The sequence below is a fragment of the Methylobacterium terricola genome (assembly GCF_006151805.1).
GTDB classification, from domain to species: Bacteria; Pseudomonadota; Alphaproteobacteria; order Rhizobiales; family Beijerinckiaceae; genus Methylobacterium; species Methylobacterium terricola.
Genome location: NZ_VDDA01000018.1, coordinates 25421 through 49624, shown reverse-complemented (window position 1 = coordinate 49624; position 24204 = coordinate 25421). Strand labels below are relative to the sequence as shown.

Genomic DNA, 24204 nt, shown 5'->3' with positions numbered 1-24204 from the left:
TTCAGCGCTCCGGATCGCGGCCGCCCCGCGGCCGTGGCCCGAGCAGCGGCCTCCCCCCATATGGGGCGGGGGCGTAGCGATCGCCATATGGGCCGCCATACGGCGAGGGCAGCGCCGATCCGGGGCCGGGTCCGGGCGCGATGACCTCGATGCGGGGGTCGGTCGCCGCGCCCTGGTCGAGGTCGGCGCAGAGCGTGTCCGGGATTGCGGTCAGCGGCCCGGGCGGGTTCGCCCCGACCGTCGCCGAGGAATACGCGTCGCCGCCGCACTCGACGCCGTTCGCCAGGGCCGGGAGGGGCATGAGGGTGAGGAGGAGCGCCACGGCATGCGTGGCGTCGAGGGCGCGCACGGGCGGTCAGCGCCCGTCGGTGGACGGGGCAGGGGCTTGCGCCGCCGCCTGGGCGCCGGCTTCCGCGCCGGTCTGGCCGCCCTGCGGAGCCTGCGCGCTCGGCGCGGCCTGCCCGGTCTGCGACCAGCGCGTCGCCTCGATGATGTTGAGGCCGAGCTGGGTGCGGACGGCAATGCGCAGCGGCAGCAGCACCCGCGCGCCCTCGACGGGGGCAAGCCACACCGACATGTCGGTGTTCTCCTCCATGAACCTCACCCCCGGCCGGTCCGGCCGGTGGCCGGCGATCGGCTGGTAGCGGGCGTTGCAGACCAGGATCGGGCCGGCATAGCCGGGTTTCTGGACGCTGCGGGTCTCGCCGTAGCTCAGCACCACGTTGAACCGGCTGGCGCCGTCGAAGACCGGGATCGTGCGGTTGCAATTCTGCGGGTCGATGAGCTCGCCGCGCCCCTGCGCCGGCATCATCAGGGCGCTCACCGGGTCGATGATGCCGCGCTTGTGGACCTCGCTCACGGTGACCCGCTCGGGGTCGGACACCAGCGGCGGGGCGATGTCGGAGGCCACGACGTTGCCGCGGGCCATCGCCATGCGCACGGTGATCGAGGCGCTGGCGCTGTGCGAGGCGAGCGCGAAGGCCGCCGGCACCGGCTTGCCGGCCACCGTGCCGCTCGCCCGGCCCGAGCCGTAGCCGCCGGTGATCGCGCCGACGAGGCCGGTGAGGCGGGCGCTGACATCCATGGTGTAGCGCGGGCCGTCCACCGACCCCGTGACCTGCGCGGTGCCGATCGGCACGCCGGCCAGCATGATGCCGTAATCGACCGTGACGGCGGTCTCGCCGGCCTTCGGGGTGCGGCTCCGCGCCGCCTGGGCCGTCGTCGCCTCGCCGGCCGGGAGGGCGAACCCCGCCGCGAGGGCGAGCGAGAGGAGGGCCTTGGAACGCATGGGGGAACCGATCTCGATCACCGTCGCCCGCTCCCGATGAAGCGGGGGAAATCTGGCCCTATCGTGACGCAGTTAGGGTTAACGGATCGTCTCCCGGTGCGCTGGAGCCTTCCCCGACGAGGCGGATGCCGGTTCGTCGGGGAAACTGCGGCCACGTCAGAGGCTTGGCGCATCGTCCGATGGCCGCGCGATCGGGCGCGGCTCTAGGGGCGGTCGGCGCGCGTCCAGGCGGAGAGCCGCATCACCAAGGCGACGAGCTCGCCCTGGCGCGAGAGGCCGAGCTTGGCATTGATCGCCTTGAGATGCGTGCGCACGGTCGCGATGCTGATCGCGAACGCGTCCGCTGCCTCGGCCGGAGCTTGGCCCTGGCCGATCAGGTCGGCGATGCGGGCCTCGGCCAGGGTGAGGCCGAGTTGCCGGAGCTGGTCCACCGTGCCGGCTGGCGTGGCGCGAGCGGTATCGCGCACGAGCAGCATGATCCCGTCCCGGGTGCCGGCCGCCGCCGACAGGGCATCCGCCGTCGCACCGCGGCCACGGGTCGGCAGGGCGTCGAGGTGGAGCGGGGCGCCCTGCGGCCGGGCGAGCAGCAGCGGCCCGGACGGCTGGCCGGACGCCGCCGCAGCGAGGAGGCCGGCGAGCCGCGGGCGCTCCGCCGGCAGGCGGGCCGCGAGGCATCCGTCGCGGTCGACGCTCAGGCCGTCGCCGAGCAGGCGACGGGCCGGGGCATTGACGAAGCGCGCGCGTCCTCGACCGTCGAGCAGGATCAGGCCGGTCCCGAGATGTTCGATCGCCTCCTCGAGGTCGCCAGCCAGGCACCGCGCCTCGGCGAACCGGGCATTGACGTGCAGCGCCCGCGCCAAGTGGCCGGAGACCTGCTCCACGCGCAGAAGCTCGGCCGCCTCGAAGGCGCCGCAGCCGAAACCGCGCATGAGCGAGATCGACGCGAGCGCCCCGGTCCCGTCGGGAATCAGCCGATAGGCTCCGAGGCCGAGGCCGTGGCGGCGCAGGAAGTCCTGGTAGAAGGGATCCCGCGCGATCTCCTCGGGGGTGAACAGCGCTCCGTCCGTGATGAGCAGGCCCGGCCGGAGGGCCAGGCGGTGGCTGGCATGGACCCGGCTGTCGTGGTGCGCCCAACCGGACGCGTAATCGCGGTTCGCCGCCTCGAGCCGCTCGGAGACGACGAAGGGGATCGCCGCGGCTGGGAAGACGGGAATCAGCAGGGCGCCGACGGATCCCGTGATCTTCGACACCTGGCCGAGGGCCTCCGGCCACAATTCGGGGTCGAGGCCGGCTGCGCAGACCGCATCGATGCAGGCGAGGAGGCTGGTCTCGGCCATCAGGAACCCTCGGCACGACGGTTTCGCGACGGGCGACCGTCCGTCAGCGTCCTGCTGCTCTCGTCCACAGTCGACCTTGTCGTGCGGATGCCGAGCTTTCGCTGGGTAATCAAGCGCGCGACGCTGGCCGCGCCGGATTGCGGTCTGGATCGGCATGGATCCGGTGGACAACGTGCGGTAACCTCGGTCCCCGCAGCGGGAGCCCCGGCGGCGGGTCCGGCCGCCACTCCCGCCGGTCCCCGCCTGCCGCCGGGCGCGGAGCGCCGTTCCGGCGACCCGTTCTCCGTCGGTCTCGGCGCCTGCTCCTTGACGAGACCCGCCTTCCGCCTCTATAGGCGCGTGCTTTCCAGGGACTTCGCGGGGTCCGGTTCACGCCGGGGTGCGCAGCACGCTCGGCTCTCGCGGTGCGTGGTCCCTCGCCGAACGAAGACCAGTTGAGGATATCAGACCATGTCGCGTCGCTGCGAGCTCACCGGTAAGGGGGTGCTCACCGGCCACCTCGTGAGCCACTCGAACCACAAGACCAAGCGTCGGTTCCTGCCGAACCTGTGCAACGTCACCCTGCTGTCCGACACGCTCGGCCGCTCGGTCCGCCTGCGCATCTCGGCCAACGCCCTGCGCTCGGTCGAGCACCGCGGCGGCCTCGACGCGTTCCTGATCAAGGCCGGCGAGACCGACCTGTCCCAGAACGCCCGCCTGCTGAAGCGCGAGATCGAGAAGAAGCTCGCCGAGGCGGCCTGATTTCTCGTCGGAGGCGCTGAGGGGACCGACCCTCGCGCCTCCGTCATCAGCGAAGATGGAAAAGCCCCGGATGCGCCAGGAGCGCCCGGGGTTTTTCGTGTTCGGTCGTTTGAACCAGGCTCAGGCGTCGATCTTCCTCACCGGCGCCCTGGGGCTCGCGGGAGGCGAGACTGCGGGATCATGATGGTCGACGATGCGGATGCGGCGGGGGGCCTGTCCCGCCTCGTCCCGAACCGCCGGCGGTGATGGATCCCGGGGTCCGCCGCAGGGCCCCGGGATACCGTCGGAGGGGTTCACTGCGGCCAGCGCATGCGCACACGGAGCCGGGTGAAGGGCGGCGGCTCAGCGCCGGCCGCCCGCCGCCATCCGGCGCACCGGCACGGGACCGCCATCCTCATTGAACAATTCGGCCAGCTTCTCGGTCATCACGCCGCCGAGTTCCTCCGCGTCGATGATCGTGACGGCCCGGCGGTAATATCGGGTCACGTCGTGGCCGATGCCGATGGCCAGCAGCTCCACCGGCGAGCGGGTCTCGATCTCGTCGATCACGTAGCGCAGGTGGCGCTCCAGGTAGTTGCCCGGATTGACCGACAGGGTCGAATCGTCGACCGGGGCGCCGTCGGAGATCACCATCAGGATCCGGCGCTGCTCCGGCCGGGCGAGCAGGCGCTTGTGGGCCCAATCCAGGGCCTCCCCGTCGATGTTCTCTTTGAGCAGGCCCTCGCGCATCATCAGACCGAGATTCTTGCGGGCCCGGCGCCACGGCGCGTCGGCCGACTTGTAGACGATGTGGCGCAGGTCGTTGAGGCGCCCCGGGGTCGGCGGCTTGCCCGATTGCAGCCACGCCTCGCGCGACTGGCCGCCCTTCCAGGCCCTCGTCGTAAAGCCCAGGATCTCGACCTTGACGCCGCAGCGCTCCAGCGTGCGGGCGAGGATGTCGGCGCAGGTCGCCGCCACGGTGATCGGCCGGCCGCGCATCGAGCCCGAATTGTCGAGGAGCAGGGTGACGACCGTGTCGCGGAAGTTGGTGTCCTTCTCGTGCTTGAACGAGAGCGGCTGGTAGGGGTCGATCACGACGCGCACGAGGCGCGCCGGGTCGAGCTGGCCCTCCTCCAGATCGAATTCCCAGGCGCGGTTCTGCTGCGCCAGCAGGCGCCGTTGCAGGCGGTTCGCCAGCCGCCCGACCACGCCCTGCAGGTGGGCGAGCTGCTTGTCGAGGTAGGAGCGCAGGCGCGCCAGCTCGTCGGCGTCGCACAGGTCCTCGGCGTGGATGACCTCGTCGTATTTCTGCGAGAACACCTTGTAGTCCGGGCCGCGCGGTTCGTTGGCGCGGGGGCCCGGCGGGCGCCAGGACTCGGAGGCCTCCTCCGAATCGGCGTCCTCGGCATCCTCCGGCAGCTCGCCCGAGGGCGCGTCGGCGGCCTCGGTGGCGCCTTCCTCGATCTCGTCGGAGGCCTCGTCCGAGACCTCCATCTCGGCCCGGTCGCCCTGGCTCTGCTGCTCGGCCTCGCCCTCTCCGGCCTGCTGCTCGTCCGACTCGGCCTCGTTCTCGTCGTCGTTCTCCTCGTCGTCGGGATCGAGGGGCGCCTCGTCCGCCATGTCGAGGGAGGAGAGCAGGTCGCGCACCGAGCGGGCGAAGGCGCGCTGGTCCTCGAGGCTGCCCATCAGCCCGTCGAGGTTGCGCCCGGCCCGGTCCTCGATGAACTCGCGCCACAGCCCGACGATGCGCTGCGCCGCCTGCGGCGGGGCCTGGCCGGTCAGGCGCTCGCGCACCATCAGGGCGACCGCGTCCTCGAGCGGCGCGTCGGCCCGGTCGGTGATCTCCTCGTACTTGCCGCCGCGGTGGTAGCGGTCCTCCAGCATCGCCGTGAGGTTGCCCGCGACACCGGCCATCCGGCGCGAGCCGATCGCCTCCACCCGGGCCTGCTCGACCGCGTCGTAGACCGCGCGGGCCGCGGCGTTCTCGGGGGCCAGGCGCCGGTGGACGGCGTTGTCGTGGCAGGCGAGGCGCAGCGCCATCGAGTCGGCATGGCCGCGCAGGATCGCGACGTCGCCGGCGCTAAGCTTGCGCGGCGGCTCGGGCAGGCGGGCCTTGTCGCCGGTGAGCGCCGGCCGGTCGGTCGCGAAGGTGACCTCGATCTCGGCCTTGCGGGCGATGGCCCGCAGCGTCCCGGCCACCGAGCGCTTCAGCGGCTCGGCGACTGACTCGCGCTTCTCGCCGGGCTTGCGGTTGGAGATGGACATGCGGGGCTACTTCTTCAGCGAGTCGAGGTCGAAGGGGCGCAGCGTCAGGTCCGCTGCGCATGCACCCGGGTCGCGGCATCGTCCCTCCTTGCGGAGCCGAACCCGCTGCGCCGGCACCGCGAAGCGGCACCGGCGCAGCGGGACGTGGCCGTCGGACGATCTTCCGCGGCCGTCAGCTCAGCGCGACGTTCACCGCGCTCTCGGGCAGCTCCTTGCCGAAGGAGCGCTGGTAGAACTCGGCCACCAGCGCGCGCTCCAGCTCGTCGCACTTGTTGAGGAAGGTGACCCGGAAGGCGAAGCCGATATCGTTGAAGATGTCGGCGTTCTCGGCCCAGGTGATCACCGTGCGCGGGCTCATCACGGTCGACAGGTCGCCGTTGATGAAGGCGTTGCGGGTGAGGTCGGCGACGCGCACCATCTTGTTGACGATGTCGCGCCCGCCCTCGCCGCGGTAATGCTGCGCCTTGGACAGGACGATGTCGACCTCGCGGTCGTGCGGCAGGTAGTTGAGCGTGGTGACGATCGACCAGCGGTCCATCTGGCCCTGGTTGATCTGCTGGGTGCCGTGATAGAGGCCCGAGGTGTCACCGAGGCCGACCGTGTTGGCGGTGGCGAACAGGCGGAAGCCGGGATGGGGGCGGATCACCCGCTTCTGGTCGAGGAGCGTCAGGCGGCCCGACACCTCGAGCACGCGCTGGATCACGAACATCACGTCCGGCCGGCCGGCATCGTACTCGTCGAAGACGAGGGCGACGTTGTTCTGCAGCGCCCAGGGCAGGATGCCGTCCTGGAAGGCGGTGACCTGCTTGCCCTCCTTCAGCACGATCGCGTCCTTGCCGACGAGGTCGATGCGCGAGACGTGGCTGTCGAGGTTGATGCGCACGCAGGGCCAGTTCAGCCGGGCGGCGACCTGCTCGACGTGGGTCGACTTGCCGGTGCCGTGATACCCGGTGATCATCACCCGGCGGTTGCGGGCGAAGCCGGCCAGGATCGCCAGGGTGGTCTCGCGGTCGAACAGGTAGTCCGGATCGAGATCCGGCACGTGCTCGTCGGTGGCCGAGAAAGCCGGCACCTCGAGGTTCGAATCGATTCCGAACACCTTGCGCACCGAGACGGTCGTGTCCGGGAGAGCGGGTGGCGTGTCTTCAGCAAGCATACGGAGCCTCGTCGGGGCAGGCCGGCCCGCCATGGGCGACCTACGAATGTCGCGACGGCGCGGGAGAGACCGGCGGGCGCCGCTTGTCCTTAAGCTGCGGGGGGAGCCGGCGCAAACGTGCCTGACCCCGATATATGGGCAAGGCGTCCGGTTTCGAGCCCCCCTCGCGGCGGATCAGGGATGCGAGAACCGTGCCCCCGCGACTCGCCCGTGCCGCGACGCCTTCAGCACAGGCCAGCGGCCCGCAGGGTGTCGTGGGCCTTGATGATGTCGCGCAGGCGGTCCTCGAACGAGCGGTCGCCGCCATTGGCGTCGGGGTGGAAGCGCTTCACCAGCACCTTGTACTGCGCCTTGATGGCGGCGGAATCGGCGCTCTCGTCGAGGCCGAGCACGTCGAGGGCCTTGCGGATCGGCGCCGAGTAGCGCGGCGGCGGCGGCTCGGCCCGGGCGCGGCGCGAGGCCGGGCCGGCGCCCTCGCCGCGCAGGATGCCGAGCGGATCGACGTACTCCCAGTCGCGCTGAGTCGCCTCGGGCTTGGCGCCCGCCTTGGCGCCGGGATTGACCCCCATCGCCCAGGTCGGGCGGTGCCCGATCACCGCATCCTTCTGGTAGGCCTGGACGGCGGCGTCGTTCATCCCGTCGAAGTAATTGTAGGCAGCGTTGTACTCGCGCACGTGTTGCATGCAGAAGCGCCAGTACTGGCCCTCCTGCTTGCGCCCCTTGGGCGCCTTGTGCAGCCCAGGCTGGGTGCAGCCCGGCCGGTCGCAGGCGGGCCCCTCGGCCTTCTTCGGCTCGTCGCAGGAAGGCCGGATGCGGATGCGGTCGAACAGGGGCGAGTTCAGATCCATGATGGGGCGATTATGAGGGGCGGAGGGACGGGCACAAGGGCTCCGGGCCTGATGCCGCAGGCGGAACCGGACGGCTTGACGGGGCATGCCCGCTCCGGTCAGTCACGCCGAAGCAGGTTAAGGACGGGTGCGCGATGAGCCTGAACGACTGGATCAGGACGACGCTCGAGGAGCGGCTGGCGCCGACGGCGCTCAGCGTCGTCGACGAATCACACCAGCATGCCGGCCATTCCGGCTGGCGGGAGGGGGGTGAAACTCACTTCCGACTGGATGTGGTGTCGGCGGCCTTCGAGGGTAAGAGCCGGGTCGAGCGCCACCGCATGGTGAACGCGCTCCTCGACGACGCCTTCAAGCGCGGCCTGCACGCCCTGGCGCTGCGGGCGCGGACGCCGGGGGAGGCGGGGTAGCCCCCGGGTCCTTCCGGTCCGGACGGATGGGAGCCCGAAGCCCGATGACCGGCTCCCGCGGCGCGAACGCATAGATCGCCGTCGCGGCGAGCAGCGCCAGCCCGTAGGCCAGGAACAGCCGGCCGTAGAGCGCATCCGGCGCGAGCTCGCCCGTGCCCAGCACGAACAGGGCTGACAGCCCCTGCACGACCGCGGCTCCGCCCATGAAGACGATGTTCATGAAGGCGACCCCGCGCCCGAGCAGATGGGCGGGGAAGAACCGGCGCGCATGCGCCATCAGGATGCCGTAGCTCAGCCCCGCCGCCCCGGTGAGCGCCAGCAGCGCCACCGCGAGCGCCGTCGCGCCTCCGCCGAACAGCCCGAGCCCGGCGAGCGCCAGCCCGGTGACGAGGCAGCCGCCGAGCGCCGTGCGCTTCGGATCGCGGACCAGCCGCTCCAGCGGCCCATACCCGATCGCACCCGCCGCCATCGCGGCGCTCATCGCCAGCGTGCCGTTGCCGCGCTGGAGCGGATCGAGGCCGTGGACGCTGCCGAGATAGGCCCCGACCCAGAGCGAGCGGGTCGCGATAACGACGGCGTAGCTGACGAAGACCACCGGGAAGACCGGCCACAGGGCCCGCATCCGCGCAACCTCGGCGAAGCCGCGCCAGACCGAGGTCTTCGGGGGATCGGCGAGACGGGGCGGATCCTCGATCAGCCGCAGGACCAGCCCGGCCGAGGCCAGGGTGACGAGGGCGAGGCCGAAGAGGATGGCCCGCCAGCCGAAGGCGTGGCTCGCCAGCGCCAGCGGCGTCGAGCCGAGGAGATCGCCCGACGTGCCGAGCCCGATCATCAGCGAGGACAGCATGGCGAAGCGCTCGGGCGGGTAGGACCTGCCGAACAGGTACATTCCGCCCATCAGCGCCGGTGCGCAGCCGAGCCCGATCAGCGCCATGGCGGCGGCGGCCCCGGCGAAGCCCTGCGCCAGCCCGAGGGACGTCGCCCCGAGAGCGGCGAGCACCAGGAAGCCCGCCACGGTGCGTCGCGGCCCGATCCGGTCGAGGAGGAGCCCGGTCGGGACCTGCCCGGCCGCGAAGGCCAGGAACCAGCCCGCCGAGAGCAGCGCCAGGTCGGAGGGGCCAAGGCCGAGATCGGGCCCGAGATCGGGCGCGACCATCGCCAGGAAGCCGCGGTCGAACTGGCTGATCGTATAGGCGAGCAGCAGGACCAGGAAGGCCGTCATGGCTACGCGATCATGGTCCTGCGTCCCTCGCCCTACTTGATGCGCTCGAGCACGCTGACGTAGTTCGCCACCGCAACGCCGCCCATGTTGAACACGCCGGCCAGCGTCGCGTCCGGGATCTGCATGCCGCCGGCATCGCCGCAGAGCTGCATCGCCGAGAGGGCGTGCATCGAGACGCCGGTGGCGCCGATCGGGTGGCCCTTGGCCTTCAGCCCGCCGGACGGGTTGACCGGCAGCTTGCCCTCCTTGGTGGTCCAGCCCTCGCGGATCGCGTCGGCGCCGCGGCCCTCCTTGGTCAGGCCCATCGCCTCGTACTCGATCAGCTCCGCGACCGTGAAGCAGTCGTGGGTCTCGACCAGCGACAGGTCGTCGAGGGTGATCCCGGCCTGGGCGAGCGCCCTGGCCCAGGCGGTGGCCGCGCCCTCGAACTTCAGCACGTCGCGCTTCGACATCGGCAGGAAATCCTGCGCGTGGGCGGTCGCCCGGAAGGCGACGGCGCGGCGCATCCGCAAGGCCGTCTCGGTATCGGCGAGCACGACGGCCGCCGCGCCGTCCGAGACCAGCGAGCAATCCGTGCGCTTGAGCGGGCCGGCGACGAACGGGTTCTTGTCCGATTCGGTGCGGCAGAAGTCGAAGCCGAGGTCCTTGCGCATCTGCGCGTAGGGGTTCTGGACGCCGTTGCGATGGTTCTTGGCGGCGATCACCGCCAGGGCGTCGGACTGGTCGCCGTGGCGCTGGAAATAGGCGCCGGCGATGGTGCCGAACACGCCGGCGAAGCCCGCCGGGTTGTCGCCGTCCTCCGGCAGATACGAGGCCTTGAGCAGGGTGCGGCCGATCTCGGGGCCGGGGGTGCGGGTCATCTGCTCGACGCCGACCACCAGAACCACTCGGGCGCGCTTGGCCTCGATGGTCTTGATGCCCTGGTGCACCGCGGCGGAGCCGGTGGCGCAGGCATTCTCGACCCGGGTCGCGGGCTTGAAGCGGAATCCGTCATCGGCCTGGAGCACCAGCGAGGCGGTGAAGTCCTGCGGCGTGAAGCCCGCATTGTAGTGGCCGAGCACGATCTCGTCGACGTCCTGCGGGCCGATCCCCGCATGGGCCAGCGCCTCGTTGGCGACGCGGACGATCAGGCTCTCGACGGTCTCGGCGTCGTGCTTGCCGAAGGGCGTGTGGCTCCAGCCGACGATGCAGGCGGTCATGGTTCTCTCCTCCCAGCTTTTGCGGTGCACTCTGCGCAACGCCAGCCCGGCCCGCAAGCGCGGTTCACGCATCCTCGGCGCGGAAGCGCGCATAGCCGGCGGCGCGCAAGGCACAGGCCGGGCAGGTGCCGCAGCCATGACCCCAGGCATGGAGCGCGCCGCGCTCGCCGAGGTAGCAGGTGTGGCTCTCGCGCACGATGAGGTCGACAAGGGGCTCGCCGCCGATCGCGCGGGCGAGCCGCCAGGTCTCGGCCTTGTCGATCCACATCAACGGCGTGTGCAGCACGAAGCGGCGCTCCATGCCGAGGTTGAGCGCGACCTGCAGTGCCTTGACGGTGTCGTCGCGGCAATCGGGATATCCGGAAAAATCGGTCTCGCACATCCCGCCGACGATGTGGCGCAGGCCCCGGCGATAGGCGAGGGCGGCCGCGAAGGTGAGAAAGACGAGGTTGCGGCCCGGCACGAAGGTGTTGGGCAGCCCGCCCGCCTCCATGGCGATGGCGGTCTCCCGGGTCAGCGCGGTCTCGGAGACCTCGCCGAGCGCTCCGAGGCTCAGCGTGTGATCTTCCCCGAGGCGCCCGGCGAAGGCCGGCACGATCCGGGTCATCTCGGCCCGCAGGGTGCCGCGGCCATCGAGCTCGATCCGGTGGCGCTGGCCGTAATCGAAGCCGAGGGTCTCGACGTGGGAGAAGCGGTCGAGGGCCCAGGCGAGACAGGTGGTGGAATCCTGCCCGCCGGAGAACAGCACCAGGGCGCCGTCGGTGGACGTCATGCGGGCTCCGCGAGAAAAGGCCGGCCCCCGATCGGAGCCGGCCTGCTTATAAGCCCGCGCGGCGGGATCGGCCTACTGGCCCGCGTCCTTACTGCCCCTGCGCCTGGCTCGCCTTCTTGTTGGCGTTGTGGTGGCCCACCGCGCATCCGGCCGCGGCGCCGGCCTTGCCGTGGCCGACGGCCTTGCCGGCGAGCCCGCCGACGATGGCGCCCTTGATGCAGCCCTTCGCCTCCGCCTGATGCGGGATCGCGACCGCCGACATCGCGAGCAGGCCGGCGGCGAGGAGGGAAGCGGAACGGATCATGGAGGATCTCCCGTGGCTATGTGAGAACCTCAACCATTGACCGGGCAGGGTGTTCCGACGGCCGGCGGCGTTCCGGCGTTGACGATCCGCCCAGTCGCGTCTATAGACCGCGGCTCGCGGACCTGCGGGCTTTCGCCCGGCGGGTTGCCCGTGCTTCCATGCCCTGACACGCGACGCCACGATCCCGCCGGGATCGCTCGGGCCTCGCTTTGAGAATGAGGAACGCCGATGGCCAACACCGTGTCGGCCAAGAAGATGACCCGCAAGATTGCCAAGCGTACGGCAGTCAACCGCTCGCGCCGCAGCCGCATGCGCACCTTCATCCGCAAGGTCGAGGAGGCGATCGAGTCCGGCGATCACGGCACCGCGCTGACCGCCCTGCGCAGCGCCGAGCCGGAGATCATGCGCGCGTCCCAGAAGGGGATCGTGCACAAGAACACCGCCTCGCGGAAGGTCTCGCGCCTCGCCGCCCGCGTGAAGGGCCTTCAGGCCGCCCAGGCGTAACGCCTGCGGACCGGCTCCGGACGGCGCCCGAGGGCGCCCCCGACCCCGGTGACGAGAGGAAATGGCCCGGCTCCATGCCGGGCTTTTTCGTGTCCGGAGGGCTGGTCCTCCGCAAAACAGTATCCCGTCCACGGGTTGTGCCGGTGCCGTCCGCGAACTAACCTAGCGTCAGGCATCCAGCCCGAAGGCCCTCGCCCCATGGTCACGCGCGTCGCTACCGTCGCCTTCGAGGGAATCGAGGCGCGCGCCGTCGACGTGCAGGTGCAGATCACGCCCGGCGCCGTCGCCTTCACCCTGGTCGGCCTGCCCGACAAGGCGGTGGCCGAGTCGCGCGAGCGGGTGCGCTCGGCCCTGATCGCCTCCGGCCTGGCGCTGCCGGCCAAGCGTATCACCGTCAATCTCGCCCCCGCGGATCTGCCCAAGGAAGGCTCCCACTACGACCTGCCGATCGCCCTCGGCATGATGTGCGCCATCGGCGCCCTGCCGGCGGATGCGCTCTCGGGCTACTGCGTCCTCGGCGAACTGGCGCTCGACGGCAGCCTCACCGCGGTGGCGGGCGTGCTGCCGGCCGCGATGGCCGCGAATGCCCGCAGCCTCGGCCTGATCTGCCCGGCGGCGAGCGGCCCGGAAGCCGCGTGGGCGGCCGGCGACATGGACGTGCTGGCGCCGCGCTCGCTGATCCAGCTCGCCAACCACTTCAAGGGCACGCAGGTGATGGCGCGACCGGTGCCGGCGGTGGCCGGCTCCGCCGGCGCGCTGGCGGACCTGCGCGAGATCAAGGGCCAGGAGGGTGCCAAGCGCGCGCTCGAGATCGCGGCGGCCGGTGCCCACAACCTCCTGATGTTATGCTACATTACGCAGGCGGATCCCGTTGCCGGCCCACTTCGCTGTAAGAACCTGCCGGCGTCATGGCGGCCCCATGCCGATGGCGCCGTCCCGCTCCCCTCGACCGGCCCCGCTCAGGGCGAGCCGGCATCTAGGGAACGGAGGAACCACCGGTTCGCCTTGAACCGGATCAGGCCCGCAGAACGCAGGAACGACCGGGCATCGAGCCAGGCTCGCTCGTCGAGATCATGCTCGGCGCAGGCCTTGTTCAGCGTGCCCGGCGTCGTGCCGTCAGGTCCGGCCCTGGTCAGGGCGGCTAAGGTGACGGCGATGGCCCGGGCCGTGACGGCGCCGGCGAGCTGCCCCTCGGGCCGTAGCGCCAGATCCAGCTTCCTAACGATTTCGCTGAGCGTCTTCTCCTGGCGCGCGAGCGCGGCCGAGACGAGGGGATCACTGACCGGAGCCCCCCGAGCGGGCGCCGCGGGTACCGGGGTCGGCTCGGTCTCGACCCGTCCCCGTCCCGTGAGGTAGGCGCGCGCTGCCTCGACGTAGAGGTCGCTGACGGGCCTGCCCTCGGAGGCGGCGAGAAGCCTCATCTCACGGCGCACCTGCACCGGGACCTGGATCATCGCCTTCTGTTTGGCGGCATCGGACGCGGTCGGCGGCACGGGCGGTCCATCCCCAAGGCTCACAGAAAGCTGTGATGACAGCAAGCTGTTAAGATGCCCTGCAACCCGCGGCCGCCAGCGCGGGCCCCTCGGCTGCGGTCTGCCTTTCTGTGAATCTGTGTTTCAGTCGCCGCCGCGGCGCGGCGGGGCCGACGGATATGCGGACAGTACCCTCCCGCCCAGGAACGCATCAGGAACGCCGCCGGGCCGCGCACGTTGAGGTGAGCAGGGGCCGAGGCGCGCGACCGCTTCAGAATGACGTCCCGCGACGACGGGGCTCCGGCATGAAGCGTCTGGCCATCTTCCTCGACGGCACCTGGAACACGCTCAACAACAACACGAACGTTTGGCGCCTGAATTCGCTCTGCGACCCGGCGGCCACCGGGCAGATGGTCTATTACAGCCAGGGCGTCGGCACCCGGATCGGCGAGAAGGTGCGCGGCGGGGTCGGCGGCTACGGCCTCGATAACGAGATCGTCGACGCCTATACCTGGCTCGTCCAGGCCTACGAGGATGGCGACGAGATCTTCATCTTCGGCTTCAGCCGCGGCGCCTACGCCGCGCGCAGCCTGTCGGGGCTGATCTCGAAGTGCGGCGTGCTCCGGCCCGGCGCGCCGCTCTCGATCGAGCAGCTATACGCCCGCTACCGGCGACGCACCGAGCCGACGATCCGCAAGCTGCTCGCCGCCGACCCGATGGGGCTCGCGGGCATCGAGGAACGCTGGCTCGTCGCCCACTGCGCGCCCGCCGACGTGAAGTTCATGGGGATCTGGGACACGGTCGGCTCGGTCGGCAACCCGCTGTCGAGCCTGCGCACCAAGGTCGAGAAGTACCGCTTCCTCGACACCCACCTCTACCGCTCGAACATCCACGCCTTCCACGCGCTCGCCCTCGACGAGCAGCGCAAGGCCTTCGAGCCGACCTTCTGGACCCAGACCGCCGACAACGACAAGGTCGCGACCTGCCCGCGCCGCGGCCTCGACGCGGTCGAGCAGCGCTGGTTCGTCGGGGCCCACGCCAACGTCGGCGGTGGCTATCCCAGCGATATCCTCGCCCAGGCGCCGCTGAAGTGGATCATGGACAAAGCGGCCCGTCACGGGCTCGCCTTCCGTCCAGGCTTCTCCATGGACGCGCCCGACCCGAAAGCCGATATCGCGGATTCCTACGCTACCTTCGGCCCGAGGCTCCTGCGCCTGTTTACGCCGCGCTTCCTTCGGCCGGTCGGATCGCCGCCCGCCGTCGGATCGGCGAGCACGACCTGGCGGATCAACGAGACCATCGACGGCAGCGTCTTCGCGCGGTGGCGGGACAATCCGCAGTACCGGCCGCCGAACCTCGCGGATTGGATCAAACGCCACAACGTCGATCCGGCTGGCGTCATCGGCGCCCTCAAGGCCGAGGATGCCGCCCCGGTGTAGCCGACGACGCCGGAGGCTATCGCTCGGGCACGATCGTCACGGGTCCCATCTCACCATTCGGCGTGAAGACGTAGGCTCCTACGTCGAGGCGGCGGAAGAGACGGAGCCGCACGATCAGCAAGCATGCGAATGTCGCGCCGATCCGTCCCTCCGCCAAAAGCTCGTGCATCGCCGCGAGGTCGTCACCGCTGGGCCTGGTCGGAAATGAGGGATGGGAGTGCCATTCGCCTAGGTAGTTGAACCGCGTGTAGTCGCCGCCCGTCTTCAGGAAGAACGCTCGGATGACTGCACCGTGATGCTCTGGATCCCGGACGAAGCTGGTCGCCGTCCCGCCGCCGCGTTGCACGCTCGCCTCGGCGACGCGGAACGTGTCCCGTGCCACGGCCTCGCCCATCAGGACCCCGCCGATCTCCCGACGTCCCGCACGCCGCAACTCGTCCGTCCACTGGGCGAGGATCGATCTAGGGAGGAGGATCTTCATCGCCGCGTTTGGCCAGCAACTCGTCGAGAAACTCGATCGCGGCGTCGCGGACCTCCTCCGTCAAGGGATGCTCGTCCCCCGCATCCCCGACCGGAACGTCGATGGGTCGCACGACGAAGGGCTCGTTGAAGATCCATCTCGCCCTCAGGCCGATGACGTACATGGGGTGCGGAAAGGTGTGGCCGTCCGTCAACGCATCGAGCGCGAAACGCGCCGCATGGTTAGCGATGACGCCAACCTCGGCGTCATCCGCCACGAACACGTGACCGTCCGCGTCACGCGATGCGTAATCCCCTTCCTCCACGCCGGTCCATGGCGCGTTGAGGTCGCGGCACCATGACAGATAGGCGCTGCGCATATCCTGGGGCGACGCGTCGACCCCCGGACGGTGGCGCGCGACCATGCCACCCAGCCCTCCCTCGAAGACCTCAAGCCAGACCAGCGGTCGACGCGACCGCGTCGCGACTGCCGAAAGCAGGTTGAACGCATCGGCATTGGCTGTGGCATCGACGATCAGGTCGCAGCCCGCGAGCGCTTCGAGCGCTGTATCGACACTGGAACTTGCTTCCTGGCCCACCAGCCGAATGGGACGCGCGGTCACCGCGACGTCGGGATCGATGAGCTTGAGCCGGGTCCCGAGGGCATGCACCTTGTGCTCGCCGACACCGTGCCAGTCCAAGTCGTTCCGCACGAGGTTCTGGCGCATGAGTACGTCGTCGTCGATGAGCAGGAATCCGCCGACCCCCGCCCTGGCAAGTGTTGTGGCGATCTTCGATCCCGCGGAGCCGCAACCGACGATGGCGACCCGCTTCCGTGGTAGGGATGCAGGGTTCGTGGCCGCTCGCCACATGCCCCGGTCGCCGACCGGGAGCGGTATCACCGGAATGAGCTGCTGATCGTCCCCCAGGACCCGCCAGACCATCCTCGGTCGATCGGAGCTGGCGACGAATACGAACCGTGCATCGTTCGGGCCGACCTCCGAGCCCTGGGCTTGAGCCGCTAGACGAAGCGGGAGGTCCGACGCCGTCCTGTCAAGCAGGCGCGAGGCCGAGGCGCCGTCGGGTATCCACATCACGACGCCATGGAGCGCCCGGCTTCCCTCCGGAAAGCCGGATTGCCGCCACGTACCACCGGGACTCTGCACAGTATCGATCCATGAGACGATCGTCTCGGCTTGGCTCTGGTAACGCATCGTCGCCATCGTCGGGACAGACGGAGCGAACCCCGACAGCAGTTCGATCAGCTCGACGGAATAGAGGTGACGGAAGGTGTCCCCGCGCAGGAGCTGGCCGAGGGTCAGGTCATGAACCGCGGGCAAGGCCTGGGCGCCGCCCGGGGTCGTCGCCTCCGCGTCGAGGAGGGTATGCGCCGACCGGATCATGACGGCGCCGGTGACCTCCGGACGCCAGTTGTCGGCTCTGTGCTCCAGGCAGAGGGAACCGCCGGCCCATTGATGGTCGGCAAGCCTCAGGTCAGGGTCGAGCGGCACGACCTCTGGCGGCGCATCGGGATAGAAGCGGGGATAACGAAGTTCGAGTGGGATCGACGCGCCGCCTGCCAGGACGGTGAACCGCAACAGCAGCCGATCCCGCCCATCCAGCATGAAGTCGTAGGCCGACAGCCAATCGACTTCGCCGGCGAGCGCGGCGACAGCCTTCTTCTCGGCTATGAAGCGGTCTGGCCTCTCGATGAACCAGGTCAACCGAAGCCTGCCGGCTTGTCGGGGACGACGGGACGGTTCGGGAAGGCGAAGCCGACCGAGGCCGTCGTGGCCGGCCGTAGCAGGCCCGGTCCTTGAGACAGCAAGGACACGAACCGGCACCCCTGCTCGTCGATGACCACCTTGCACGGCTGGGGATTTCGCGCGGGCGAGTGATCCATCGTCACTTCGAACCTGCCGCCCGACTGGCGCGCCACTGCCTTGTAGTAGGCGGCTGCCTGACGGTGGGGTGGCTGTACGTCAAGGTCGTTCCCCGGAATCGACCGGCTGGTGGAGACCATGATGCCGTTGGGCATCCCGCAGCTCTCGAACAGGTGCCGCACCTCCGGGATGGGGGCGGTCATCACCGTGCCCTTGTCATCCTTGTTGAGCGATCGGAAGGAGCAATGGTGCGGGATCTTGCAGACGTCCCAGATCAGGCGGTGTCCCTGCTCGTGGCGGAGGGTGGTCCGTACGATCAGACCGAGCGTCTCGGAGTCGATGTCGGACGCGAAAAGGACACGGCGCAGGGCGCCGCCCTCGTGGAAGACCGCCTGCAGCACCACGCTGTCCTGGTTCCGATCGACGATCTGCTCGTTCCGGTCCTGACGCCAGCCGAACGGGCAGTGCACGAAGAACTGCGCCCGCTCCGGGCCATGCAGCTCGTAGCCCGGAACCGTGTCGCCGGCGTTGACGATCAAGCCATCGACATGGGCAAGGGTGCGGCCGTGCAGGGCTAGGAAGCCGGCCAGCGCCTCTGGTCGAGAGAAGACCCGCACACCATAGCCGTTCAACAGCCGGTACCGTGCCTCGTCCTGTATCACCTGCGCGAACGGCGGCAGATCATCCTCCAGGATCGCCGCGGCCGGCACCCACAGCTCGCCGATGCGCGCCCGGCCGCCGCCCTGCAGGCGGGGCGAATGATCGAACCAGAAAAAGTCCTCGGCACCGTAGACGTGATCCCGGTCCAAGTGAGTGAAAAGAACGGCGTCGAAGCCGGACTTTCCGGATCGGATCAGGTCGGCCCTCAGCGCAGCTGCGAGGTCGATCCGCCTCTCATCCTTCGCCGTCGTGCATTCGTCCCCGAAGTCGATGAGGATCTTGCGCCCGTCCGCCAGGTCGATGAGCGTGCCATCGGCGTCGCCGAGCGGGTGAAACGTGAGGACCGCAGCCATATATCGTCTCCCGTTCAGCTAAACTGGCGCGGAAGGAACGAAAGTGCAACATCACGCCGGCACGCTCGCGCACCCACGCTGATGGATCTCCCGTTTCATGCCGGCGCCGGAGCCGCATCCGGCGAGGACTTCCTCGGTGGCAAGAAGCTTGAGGACGGGATAGGTCTCTGCCTCTCGGGGGGTGGCTTTCGGGCCATGCTGTTCCACCTCGGCGCCCTAACCCGGCTGAACGAGGCCGGGCTGCTGCCGCAGATCGATCGCGTCTCCAGCGTTTCGGGGGGCTCGGTCGCCGCCGGTGCGCTGGCCGTGGGTTGGTCGCGCCTGCGCTTCGACGAGCGGGGTGTCGCGTCCAACATCCGCGAGGAAGTAAGCCTGCCCTTGCTCGCCCTGGCTCAGAAGTGGGTGGACGTCCCCGCCGTGCTGCTCGGACTGCTGCCACGCTTCTCCGCCGCCGGCATCGCGGGTCGGGTCTATGACGCGGCGCTGTTCAAAGGCGCGACCCTTCAGGACCTGCCGGATCGGCCGCGCTTCACCTTCACCGCGACAAGCCTGCAGACCGGAGCGCTGTGGCGCTTCGCCAAGGAGTACGCCGCCGAGTACCACGTCGGGGAGTGGAAGCGCCCCGACCTTCGGGTGGCGGACGTCGTCTCGGCCTCGGCGGCCTTTCCTCCCTACATGTCGCCGGCCTACGTGCGGGTGCCGCCCGGCGCGATCGCGGCGCTGGAGGGGGCCGACCTGCACGAGGACGGATACAAGGGCCGGCTCTGCCTCACTGACGGGGGCGTCTACGACAACGTCGGCCTTGAACCGATCTGGAAGCGTTATCGGACGATCCTGGTCAGCGACGGGGGACGGGCCTTGCCCGGAAATCCCCTGCCGCGATCAAACTGGTTCTCGCAGGCGCTGCGCGTCTCCGACATCGCCCTTCAGCAGGGCATCTTCCTGAGGCAGCGAGTGCTGAGGGGCCTGGATCGAATGGGCGAGCGAAAGCTGGTCTCGTGGGGTATCGGGGAGGGGGTGACGGCGCATGGCCCGGACAACCCCCTTGGCTTCTCCGAGGCCGATACAAGGCGCGCCGCGGCCGTGAAGACCCGTCTCAAGCGCTTCCCGCGCGAGATCCAGGAGGTTGTCATGAAGGCGGGCTACGCGCATGCCGATGCCGCATTGCGCCGTAGCAGCCTCACGATCGTTCCCTCGACGCCATCCTTCGACGCGTTACCTGTGCCACCGGGCCGTCCCTGAGCAGTTGCGACCTCGATCGATATTCTCGATCGCACGCTTCAGCGCGGTCCGTCAGCCGCTGTGATAGCACCTACCGAATGGCTTGCCTTGGACCTCAATGACGGCGAGCGCGCGTGCCGGGAGGCTGCGATCAGGGTGATCGACGCAGCCGTGAATTAGGTCCGCCCATCCTGTCCTATCCATCAGGAGCCGTCACCGGCCTCGCCTCTACGTCGGGCTTCAAGCTCGGCCCGGGCTTCCCCCAGCTCACCTTGCAGCCGGCCCAGCTCACCCGTCAGCATGGCCAATTCCCGCCTGAGGCGCCGCCGCCGGATGCCATCGTAGGCCAAGCAGCCCACGCTCATGAGGACGCTGATAACCAGAAGTGGGACGAAAGGGTTGTCGAACATAGGTGCATTGTAGGCTCGGTAAGGGCGAGCCACCACGCGATCGGCGAGGCAGTGCCCGTCGATGATTACGCCGGCACTCGCGGGCCGGCCTCCTCCAGACGCGCAAGCCGCTCCTGCAGCCGGCCCATCTCCGCCTCGGCCACGTCGAGATGCGCCAGGGCCTCGTCAAGCACCTCGTCGCCGGCCCGTCGATGGGCCTCCGGCGCGGCCCGCTCAGCCACCAGCTCCGCCGCCGCGTCCGCCCGCGCCGCTTCCCAAAGCTCCACCGCGAACGTCCGAAGCCGCCCCTGCAGCGTTTCCGGCAGACCCGCCGCCTCGACCTTCGGCAGGTAGCGCCGCTCGGCCTTCCAGTCCCGCAGCAGCGGCCCCACCACCCGGTTCGAGCCGCCGAGCCGCAGCTCCGGGATCACGCTGCGCAACGACACGCGCGCGCCCCGCGCCCGGAGCCGGTCCGCAACCTCGAAGACCTCCTGCCGCGTCGCCATCGCCCACCCCCTCCCGATCCACAGGATCCTCGACCCGGAGGGTTAAGATCGCCCATCCTTTCAGGTAGCGGTCGCACGGTAGCGCTTTCCGCGTCCCGCTCCTCGGAGTCGCGCTCCGGACACCAACGAGGCCCCCATGAAACCCCACGGATCGCCCGCAACCCGCTGACCCCGGAGCGCCCGATCCCGTGCGGTCGCGAGCCTCCGCAACCGGAGGCTCCCATGCCGGAAACCCTGTTCACCGCCGACACCCACTGGTCCCACCGGGCCGTCCTCGGCCCGCGCCTCGGACTGAACCGTCCCTTCGCCACGATCGACGAGCACGACGAGGCCCTCGTCGCGAACTGGAACGCCGCCGTCGGCCCCGAGGACACCGTCTGGCATCTCGGCGATTTCTGCCACCGATGCCCGGAGGACCGTGCCCGCGCGATTTTCGCCCGCCTCAACGGCCGCCGACGCTACCTCGTCCGGGGCAACCACGACCGCATCGGCGACCGCCTGCCCTGGGACGCTGTCTTCGACGTCGCCCGCGTCCTCGTCCCGCTGCCCGACGGCACCGTCCAGGGCATCTGGTGCAGCCACTACGCCCATCGCGCGTGGCCGCGCCAGCACCGGGGCGACCTGCACCTCTACGGCCACTCGCACGGCCGGCTGCCCGGGACCGCCGCGAGCACCGACGTCGGGGTCGACTGCTTCGGCTTCCGCCCGGTGGCCCTCGACGAGATCCGCCTGCGCCTCGCCGAGAACGCCGCCCGAGAGGGAGGCTCGGCATGACCGCCTCGCCTGCCTCCCGGCTCTGGGTGTTCAGCGACCTACACCAGGAATGGCCCGAGAACGCCTGGGACCCGGCCGCGCACGCGCCGCCGGGCGGCTTCGACGTGGTCGTCATCGCCGGCGACGTCCACATGCCGCTCACCCGCGCCCTCGACTGGCTGGCCGAGCGCCTGCCCGGGGTGCCGGTCGTGTATGCGCCGGGCAACCACGATTTCTGGTGGGACCGTGGCGAGGAGCGCTACACGTTCGCCGACCAGATGGCCCGTGGGCGGGAGCTCGCCGCCCGCCATCGCATCCACCTCCTGATGGACGACGTCGTCACGATCGGCGGGACCCGCTTTGCCGGCGGCACGCTCTGGACCGACTTCCGCCTCGGCTCGACCACACTGACGCACGGCATGCGGTCGGCCCAGGGGCGCAACGGCATGGTCGACTACCGCCGGATCCGCACCGGCCCGCGCTCGCGCGATCGTATCGAGCCGAAGGAGATCCTTGCCCTGCACCGACGGACCCGCGCCTTCCTGGATGCCACCCTCGCCACGCCGCACGACGGCCCGACCGTGGTCGTCACCCACCACGCGCCCCACCCGGACAGCCTGCCTGATCCCAGGGCCGACCTGCGCTGGTGCTACGCCTCGGACCTGCGCGAATTGATCCACGCGCGTGGGCCGGCGCTATGGGTTCACGGGCATGTCCACAGGGCCGCCGACTACCGCGTTGGCCCGACCCGGATCGTTTGCAACCCGCGGGGCCACCACGACGAGAGCAGCGGCTTCGAAGCCGACCGGATCGTACACGTGGGAGGCTGAATGCCCCGGGCTATCCAGAGCCCCTTCACGCCTGCCCAGGCAAGGCCCCGACATCTCCCCAACGATCGAACCGCAGCCGCCGCCCATTTCCGGCGACGCGCGCGATGGTAGGCGGCCCCCTGCTTCGGCATCAGCCGCGGGCGATGCGCCCCCGAGGCTCCTCGGGGGCGTCCCCTCCGGCTTCCGGGAACCTTCCGGCGATCTGCTCGGCCGAGAACCCGGTCTGGGCCATGATCCTGGCGAGCGCGTCCCTCGTGGCCGGGGAATCGACCGGGAGGATCGGCGCGCGTGGATCGGCATGCGCGTTCTCGGAGCGGCTCTCGCCCGCCTTGGCGCGGAGGCGGCTGAGGTATTCCCGGCGGGTCATCTCGGCTCCCTCGCAATGTTGCGCTCGACGCAGGCCTCGAACAGCTCGCGGGCCTCGTCATCAGCGAAAACGAACTCCCCATACCATCGGATCCCGCTGTCGGCCAACAACGCCTGACCGAGGGCGACTTCGCGAGGCTCGCCCGAAAACGCCGGCCGGCTCATCACGAGGTCGGGTTCGGCGGCGATGATCGCGATCGCCCGGCCGCTAGTCGAGAGCAGGGCTTGTTCCACGCGGTTCCGTGCCTCCCGGCACACCATGAGCCCGAGGCCATCGAGCTTCGTCCGGATGGGCTTCTTGACCTTCTCCCACTGTTCGTCGGTTGGGAAGAACCCGAACTTGATCCACACGAACGGCCCATCCTCCAGGCCCGCACGCAGGCCGATGCGATCCGCCTGGATGGCTTTGGCGACCCCGTAGAGGTTCGCCATCAGGCGCGCTCCGACGCCCATGCCTCGGAAGGGCTCCTCCACCGTGACGAGATCCACCTCCGCGTGCCGCCCCTGGGTCTCAACCGTCAGGGTATGCCCACCGTAATAGATGCGCGCCGTACCGAGATGGCCCGAGAGCTCGACGGAGACTCTGCCGCCTCGGCGATCGAAGCTCAGGAACCTGACATGGTTCCTGCCGTCGATCCCGTCTACGAGGCTCTCGGCCAGGGCGCGTGGGCTGAGGCGGTAGGGCTCGAACACGCGGTCGAACCACCAATTCCCGATGCGGCCGGCGACTGTAGGCTCGAACGACACCGTGTCGTCGTTCTCGAACCAACCCTCGGGCCAACGCTGTGTTCTGCGAGGTGCCATGACACCATGGTCCTAGCCGCGGCGCATGGCACAAGGCCATTGCCACACTCCAGCGCCCTCCTGCCGCCGATACAAGTCCATCGAAGGCGAGTCGCTGTTGTCTTGCCAGCCAAGGCCCTGGTTTCCGCGATCCTCAAGAACCACTTGGCTCGGCTCGCGGCGGCGTTAGCCGGTCGACGCGAGATCGAGCAACCGAGCGACCGGCATCGGCGTGGTCGCGTACCGATGCCGGTCGGGAATTCAGGCCGTCGCGCCCGCGGCCAATTCACCGAACCTGGCCAGCTTCACCAGCATGGCCTCGCGCGCCGCATCGATCCTGACAGGGTCCGTCTTGACCGAAAGCCCTTCCCTGGATGATCGCCCGAGGAAGTAGGCGATGCGCTCGGCGTTGGCCCCCGACGGATGCGGCATCCCGTTCAGCACCCGCTCAGGCACGAGATGGCCACGTCGGACCATCTCGTTGACCGCGTCAGCCGCCTTGGGCCCGCACGGGACCCAGATGGCATGCGCCAAGACCCGAGCTTCCTGGGCGAGACCCTCGTCCAGTTGCGCCCGGAGCAACGGCGTTCGCAACATCGAGGGGGTACCGCGGTAGTTCTCGCCGGCCCGGAAGACCGGGAAGCGCAGAGCCGACGTGAAGTGCACGAGTTGCGCGTGCGTCGACCACAACGATCCCGCGCCTGCGATCCCCAAGGCTCGATGGACGCCGACGTGATCGAGCATCGCGACCAGAGCGTTACGCATCGGTCCGGAGAAGCTCGCGAAGACCTTCGCTCGCGCCAGGGCATCCGGGTGGGAAACGCCGGCGGCGAGCGCCCGCCTGACCTCCAGCAGGGCGTTCCGCGCCTGCTCGGCGCCCGGCGTGATGCCGACGATCACGAGCCTCGCCGTCGGCACGACGTGCTCGAACGGCGCGTAGGTGACCGTCAGGTCGCCGGCACTCCCGATCACCAGGCGCCCTGAAAGGGTCGGATCCTCGCGGATCTCCGCCTCGTAGGCCGCGGTGATGACGGGAGCGAAGCGTATGAGAAAATTCGACATCAGGCC

The 24204-nt window shown here is 70.0% G+C and carries 24 protein-coding genes and 1 pseudogene; 8 read left to right on the top strand and 17 right to left on the bottom strand.

Annotated features, from left to right (window positions below; genetic code table 11):
• Position 1 precedes the first annotated feature (1 nt).
• The 3 genes from FF100_RS26990 to FF100_RS26980 all read right to left on the bottom strand — a co-directional run bounded on the left by FF100_RS26990 (position 2) and on the right by FF100_RS26980 (position 2625).
• A complete protein-coding gene (locus tag FF100_RS26990; RefSeq protein ID WP_139038858.1) occupies positions 2-349 on the bottom strand; it encodes a hypothetical protein in 348 nt (115 codons plus the stop codon).
• 6 nt (positions 350-355) lie between these two features.
• Entirely contained in the window at positions 356-1288 is a 933-nt protein-coding gene (locus FF100_RS26985; protein WP_139038857.1) for a DUF3108 domain-containing protein, read from the bottom strand.
• A 203-nt stretch (positions 1289-1491) separates the two neighbouring features.
• Positions 1492-2625: a helix-turn-helix transcriptional regulator gene (locus tag FF100_RS26980; RefSeq protein WP_139038856.1), complete on the bottom strand. Its 1134-nt coding sequence runs from the start codon at positions 2623-2625 to the stop codon at positions 1492-1494.
• Between the two features lie 450 nt (positions 2626-3075).
• Here FF100_RS26980 and rpmB point away from each other — a divergent pair, with 450 nt between their 5' ends.
• A complete protein-coding gene (gene rpmB / locus FF100_RS26975) occupies positions 3076-3366 on the top strand; it encodes a 50S ribosomal protein L28 (RefSeq protein WP_093567567.1) in 291 nt (96 codons plus the stop codon).
• Between the two features lie 342 nt (positions 3367-3708).
• On the opposite strand, the gene cobT is transcribed toward rpmB, so the two are convergent.
• The 3 genes from cobT to FF100_RS26960 all read right to left on the bottom strand — a co-directional run bounded on the left by cobT (position 3709) and on the right by FF100_RS26960 (position 7614).
• The gene (gene cobT / locus FF100_RS26970) at positions 3709-5610 is read right to left on the bottom strand and encodes a cobaltochelatase subunit CobT (RefSeq protein WP_139038855.1); all 1902 of its coding nucleotides are present in this window, start codon (positions 5608-5610) and stop codon (positions 3709-3711) included.
• A gap of 172 nt (positions 5611-5782) precedes the next feature.
• Positions 5783-6766 carry a cobaltochelatase subunit CobS gene (gene cobS, locus FF100_RS26965; protein ID WP_139038854.1) on the bottom strand — a complete coding sequence of 328 codons (984 nt, stop codon included), beginning with the start codon at positions 6764-6766 and terminating at the stop codon, positions 5783-5785.
• A gap of 224 nt (positions 6767-6990) precedes the next feature.
• On the bottom strand, positions 6991-7614 hold the full coding sequence (locus FF100_RS26960; protein ID WP_139038853.1) for a J domain-containing protein: 624 nt from the start codon (positions 7612-7614) through the stop codon (positions 6991-6993).
• Between the two features lie 134 nt (positions 7615-7748).
• On the opposite strand from FF100_RS26960, the gene FF100_RS26955 reads away from it, so the two are divergent.
• On the top strand, positions 7749-8021 hold the full coding sequence (locus FF100_RS26955) for a BolA family protein (protein ID WP_099900772.1): 273 nt from the start codon (positions 7749-7751) through the stop codon (positions 8019-8021).
• Here FF100_RS26955 and FF100_RS26950 read toward each other — a convergent pair.
• From FF100_RS26950 to FF100_RS26935, 4 genes are all read right to left on the bottom strand, one after another.
• Entirely contained in the window at positions 7963-9243 is a 1281-nt protein-coding gene (locus tag FF100_RS26950; protein WP_139038852.1) for an MFS transporter, read from the bottom strand. The two genes, FF100_RS26955 and FF100_RS26950, sit on opposite strands and share 59 nt — an antisense overlap.
• Before the next feature lie 32 nt (positions 9244-9275).
• Positions 9276-10442, bottom strand: a complete 1167-nt coding sequence (locus tag FF100_RS26945; protein ID WP_139038851.1) for an acetyl-CoA acetyltransferase — start codon at positions 10440-10442, stop codon at positions 9276-9278.
• A gap of 64 nt (positions 10443-10506) precedes the next feature.
• Positions 10507-11214: a 7-cyano-7-deazaguanine synthase QueC gene (queC, locus tag FF100_RS26940; RefSeq protein ID WP_139038850.1), complete on the bottom strand. Its 708-nt coding sequence runs from the start codon at positions 11212-11214 to the stop codon at positions 10507-10509.
• Between the two features lie 88 nt (positions 11215-11302).
• Positions 11303-11518: a hypothetical protein gene (locus FF100_RS26935; protein WP_139038849.1), complete on the bottom strand. Its 216-nt coding sequence runs from the start codon at positions 11516-11518 to the stop codon at positions 11303-11305.
• 228 nt (positions 11519-11746) lie between these two features.
• On the opposite strand from FF100_RS26935, the gene rpsT reads away from it, so the two are divergent.
• The 3 genes and pseudogenes from rpsT to FF100_RS26920 all read left to right on the top strand — a co-directional run bounded on the left by rpsT (position 11747) and on the right by FF100_RS26920 (position 14933).
• Positions 11747-12022: a 30S ribosomal protein S20 gene (rpsT, locus tag FF100_RS26930; protein ID WP_109958403.1), complete on the top strand. Its 276-nt coding sequence runs from the start codon at positions 11747-11749 to the stop codon at positions 12020-12022.
• Positions 12023-12220: 198 nt separating this feature from the next.
• A pseudogene (locus FF100_RS26925) lies at positions 12221-12865 on the top strand (magnesium chelatase domain-containing protein); the annotation flags it as partial.
• 934 nt (positions 12866-13799) lie between these two features.
• Positions 13800-14933 (top strand): DUF2235 domain-containing protein, encoded by a 1134-nt coding sequence (locus FF100_RS26920; RefSeq protein WP_171070348.1) that lies wholly within the window; start codon positions 13800-13802, stop codon positions 14931-14933.
• A 16-nt stretch (positions 14934-14949) separates the two neighbouring features.
• Here the strand turns inward: FF100_RS26920 and FF100_RS26915 are convergent, their stop codons facing one another.
• From FF100_RS26915 to FF100_RS26905, 3 genes are read right to left on the bottom strand one after another with little or no spacing between them, the layout of a single operon-like run.
• Complete coding sequence (locus FF100_RS26915; protein ID WP_139038847.1) at positions 14950-15414, bottom strand: M67 family metallopeptidase; 465 nt, start codon at positions 15412-15414, stop codon at positions 14950-14952.
• Complete coding sequence (locus FF100_RS26910) at positions 15395-17116, bottom strand: ThiF family adenylyltransferase (protein WP_139038846.1); 1722 nt, start codon at positions 17114-17116, stop codon at positions 15395-15397. Before FF100_RS26910 ends, FF100_RS26915 begins: the two co-directional genes overlap by 20 nt.
• Positions 17113-18288, bottom strand: a complete 1176-nt coding sequence (locus FF100_RS26905; RefSeq protein WP_171070347.1) for an anti-phage 6A-MBL system MBL-fold protein — start codon at positions 18286-18288, stop codon at positions 17113-17115. The genes FF100_RS26910 and FF100_RS26905 overlap by 4 nt, the downstream gene beginning before the upstream one ends.
• 81 nt (positions 18289-18369) lie before the next feature.
• Between FF100_RS26905 and FF100_RS26900 the strand changes: the two genes are divergently transcribed.
• Positions 18370-19530, top strand: coding sequence for a patatin-like phospholipase family protein (locus FF100_RS26900; protein WP_281287326.1), 1161 nt, complete (start codon positions 18370-18372; stop codon positions 19528-19530).
• Positions 19531-19984: 454 nt separating this feature from the next.
• On the opposite strand, the gene FF100_RS26895 is transcribed toward FF100_RS26900, so the two are convergent.
• Positions 19985-20404 carry a DNA-binding protein gene (locus FF100_RS26895; RefSeq protein WP_139038843.1) on the bottom strand — a complete coding sequence of 140 codons (420 nt, stop codon included), beginning with the start codon at positions 20402-20404 and terminating at the stop codon, positions 19985-19987.
• A 222-nt stretch (positions 20405-20626) separates the two neighbouring features.
• Here FF100_RS26895 and FF100_RS26890 point away from each other — a divergent pair, with 222 nt between their 5' ends.
• Both FF100_RS26890 and FF100_RS26885 read left to right on the top strand, forming a co-directional pair.
• Complete coding sequence (locus FF100_RS26890; RefSeq protein WP_139038842.1) at positions 20627-21178, top strand: metallophosphoesterase; 552 nt, start codon at positions 20627-20629, stop codon at positions 21176-21178.
• A complete protein-coding gene (locus FF100_RS26885) occupies positions 21175-21987 on the top strand; it encodes a metallophosphoesterase (protein WP_139038841.1) in 813 nt (270 codons plus the stop codon). Before FF100_RS26890 ends, FF100_RS26885 begins: the two co-directional genes overlap by 4 nt.
• 130 nt (positions 21988-22117) lie before the next feature.
• Here the strand turns inward: FF100_RS26885 and FF100_RS26880 are convergent, their stop codons facing one another.
• The 3 genes from FF100_RS26880 to FF100_RS26870 form a co-directional block, all read right to left on the bottom strand.
• The gene (locus FF100_RS26880) at positions 22118-22354 is read right to left on the bottom strand and encodes a hypothetical protein (RefSeq protein WP_139038840.1); all 237 of its coding nucleotides are present in this window, start codon (positions 22352-22354) and stop codon (positions 22118-22120) included.
• The gene (locus tag FF100_RS26875) at positions 22351-23157 is read right to left on the bottom strand and encodes a GNAT family N-acetyltransferase (RefSeq protein ID WP_139038839.1); all 807 of its coding nucleotides are present in this window, start codon (positions 23155-23157) and stop codon (positions 22351-22353) included. The genes FF100_RS26880 and FF100_RS26875 overlap by 4 nt, the downstream gene beginning before the upstream one ends.
• A gap of 240 nt (positions 23158-23397) precedes the next feature.
• Positions 23398-24198 carry a hypothetical protein gene (locus FF100_RS26870; protein WP_139038838.1) on the bottom strand — a complete coding sequence of 267 codons (801 nt, stop codon included), beginning with the start codon at positions 24196-24198 and terminating at the stop codon, positions 23398-23400.
• Positions 24199-24204 lie beyond the last annotated feature (6 nt).

Bases quoted from the DNA above. Each gene is read 5' to 3' on its own strand.
- FF100_RS26985 (WP_139038857.1), bottom strand. From the start codon at position 1,288: ATGCGTTCCAAGGCCCTCCTCTCGCTCGCCCTCGCGGCGGGGTTCGCC.
- FF100_RS26980 (WP_139038856.1), bottom strand. From the start codon at position 2,625: ATGGCCGAGACCAGCCTCCTCGCCTGCATCGATGCGGTCTGCGCAGCC.
- rpmB (WP_093567567.1), top strand. From the start codon at position 3,076: ATGTCGCGTCGCTGCGAGCTCACCGGTAAGGGGGTGCTCACCGGCCAC.
- cobT (WP_139038855.1), bottom strand. From the start codon at position 5,610: ATGTCCATCTCCAACCGCAAGCCCGGCGAGAAGCGCGAGTCAGTCGCC.
- cobS (WP_139038854.1), bottom strand. From the start codon at position 6,766: ATGCTTGCTGAAGACACGCCACCCGCTCTCCCGGACACGACCGTCTCG.
- FF100_RS26960 (WP_139038853.1), bottom strand. From the start codon at position 7,614: ATGGATCTGAACTCGCCCCTGTTCGACCGCATCCGCATCCGGCCTTCC.
- FF100_RS26955 (WP_099900772.1), top strand. From the start codon at position 7,749: ATGAGCCTGAACGACTGGATCAGGACGACGCTCGAGGAGCGGCTGGCG.
- FF100_RS26950 (WP_139038852.1), bottom strand. From the start codon at position 9,243: ATGACGGCCTTCCTGGTCCTGCTGCTCGCCTATACGATCAGCCAGTTC.
- FF100_RS26945 (WP_139038851.1), bottom strand. From the start codon at position 10,442: ATGACCGCCTGCATCGTCGGCTGGAGCCACACGCCCTTCGGCAAGCAC.
- queC (WP_139038850.1), bottom strand. From the start codon at position 11,214: ATGACGTCCACCGACGGCGCCCTGGTGCTGTTCTCCGGCGGGCAGGAT.
- FF100_RS26935 (WP_139038849.1), bottom strand. From the start codon at position 11,518: ATGATCCGTTCCGCTTCCCTCCTCGCCGCCGGCCTGCTCGCGATGTCG.
- rpsT (WP_109958403.1), top strand. From the start codon at position 11,747: ATGGCCAACACCGTGTCGGCCAAGAAGATGACCCGCAAGATTGCCAAG.
- FF100_RS26920 (WP_171070348.1), top strand. From the start codon at position 13,800: ATGAAGCGTCTGGCCATCTTCCTCGACGGCACCTGGAACACGCTCAAC.
- FF100_RS26915 (WP_139038847.1), bottom strand. From the start codon at position 15,414: ATGAAGATCCTCCTCCCTAGATCGATCCTCGCCCAGTGGACGGACGAG.
- FF100_RS26905 (WP_171070347.1), bottom strand. From the start codon at position 18,288: ATGGCTGCGGTCCTCACGTTTCACCCGCTCGGCGACGCCGATGGCACG.
- FF100_RS26900 (WP_281287326.1), top strand. From the start codon at position 18,370: ATGGATCTCCCGTTTCATGCCGGCGCCGGAGCCGCATCCGGCGAGGAC.
- FF100_RS26895 (WP_139038843.1), bottom strand. From the start codon at position 20,404: ATGGCGACGCGGCAGGAGGTCTTCGAGGTTGCGGACCGGCTCCGGGCG.
- FF100_RS26890 (WP_139038842.1), top strand. From the start codon at position 20,627: ATGCCGGAAACCCTGTTCACCGCCGACACCCACTGGTCCCACCGGGCC.
- FF100_RS26885 (WP_139038841.1), top strand. From the start codon at position 21,175: ATGACCGCCTCGCCTGCCTCCCGGCTCTGGGTGTTCAGCGACCTACAC.
- FF100_RS26880 (WP_139038840.1), bottom strand. From the start codon at position 22,354: ATGACCCGCCGGGAATACCTCAGCCGCCTCCGCGCCAAGGCGGGCGAG.
- FF100_RS26875 (WP_139038839.1), bottom strand. From the start codon at position 23,157: ATGGCACCTCGCAGAACACAGCGTTGGCCCGAGGGTTGGTTCGAGAAC.
- FF100_RS26870 (WP_139038838.1), bottom strand. From the start codon at position 24,198: ATGTCGAATTTTCTCATACGCTTCGCTCCCGTCATCACCGCGGCCTAC.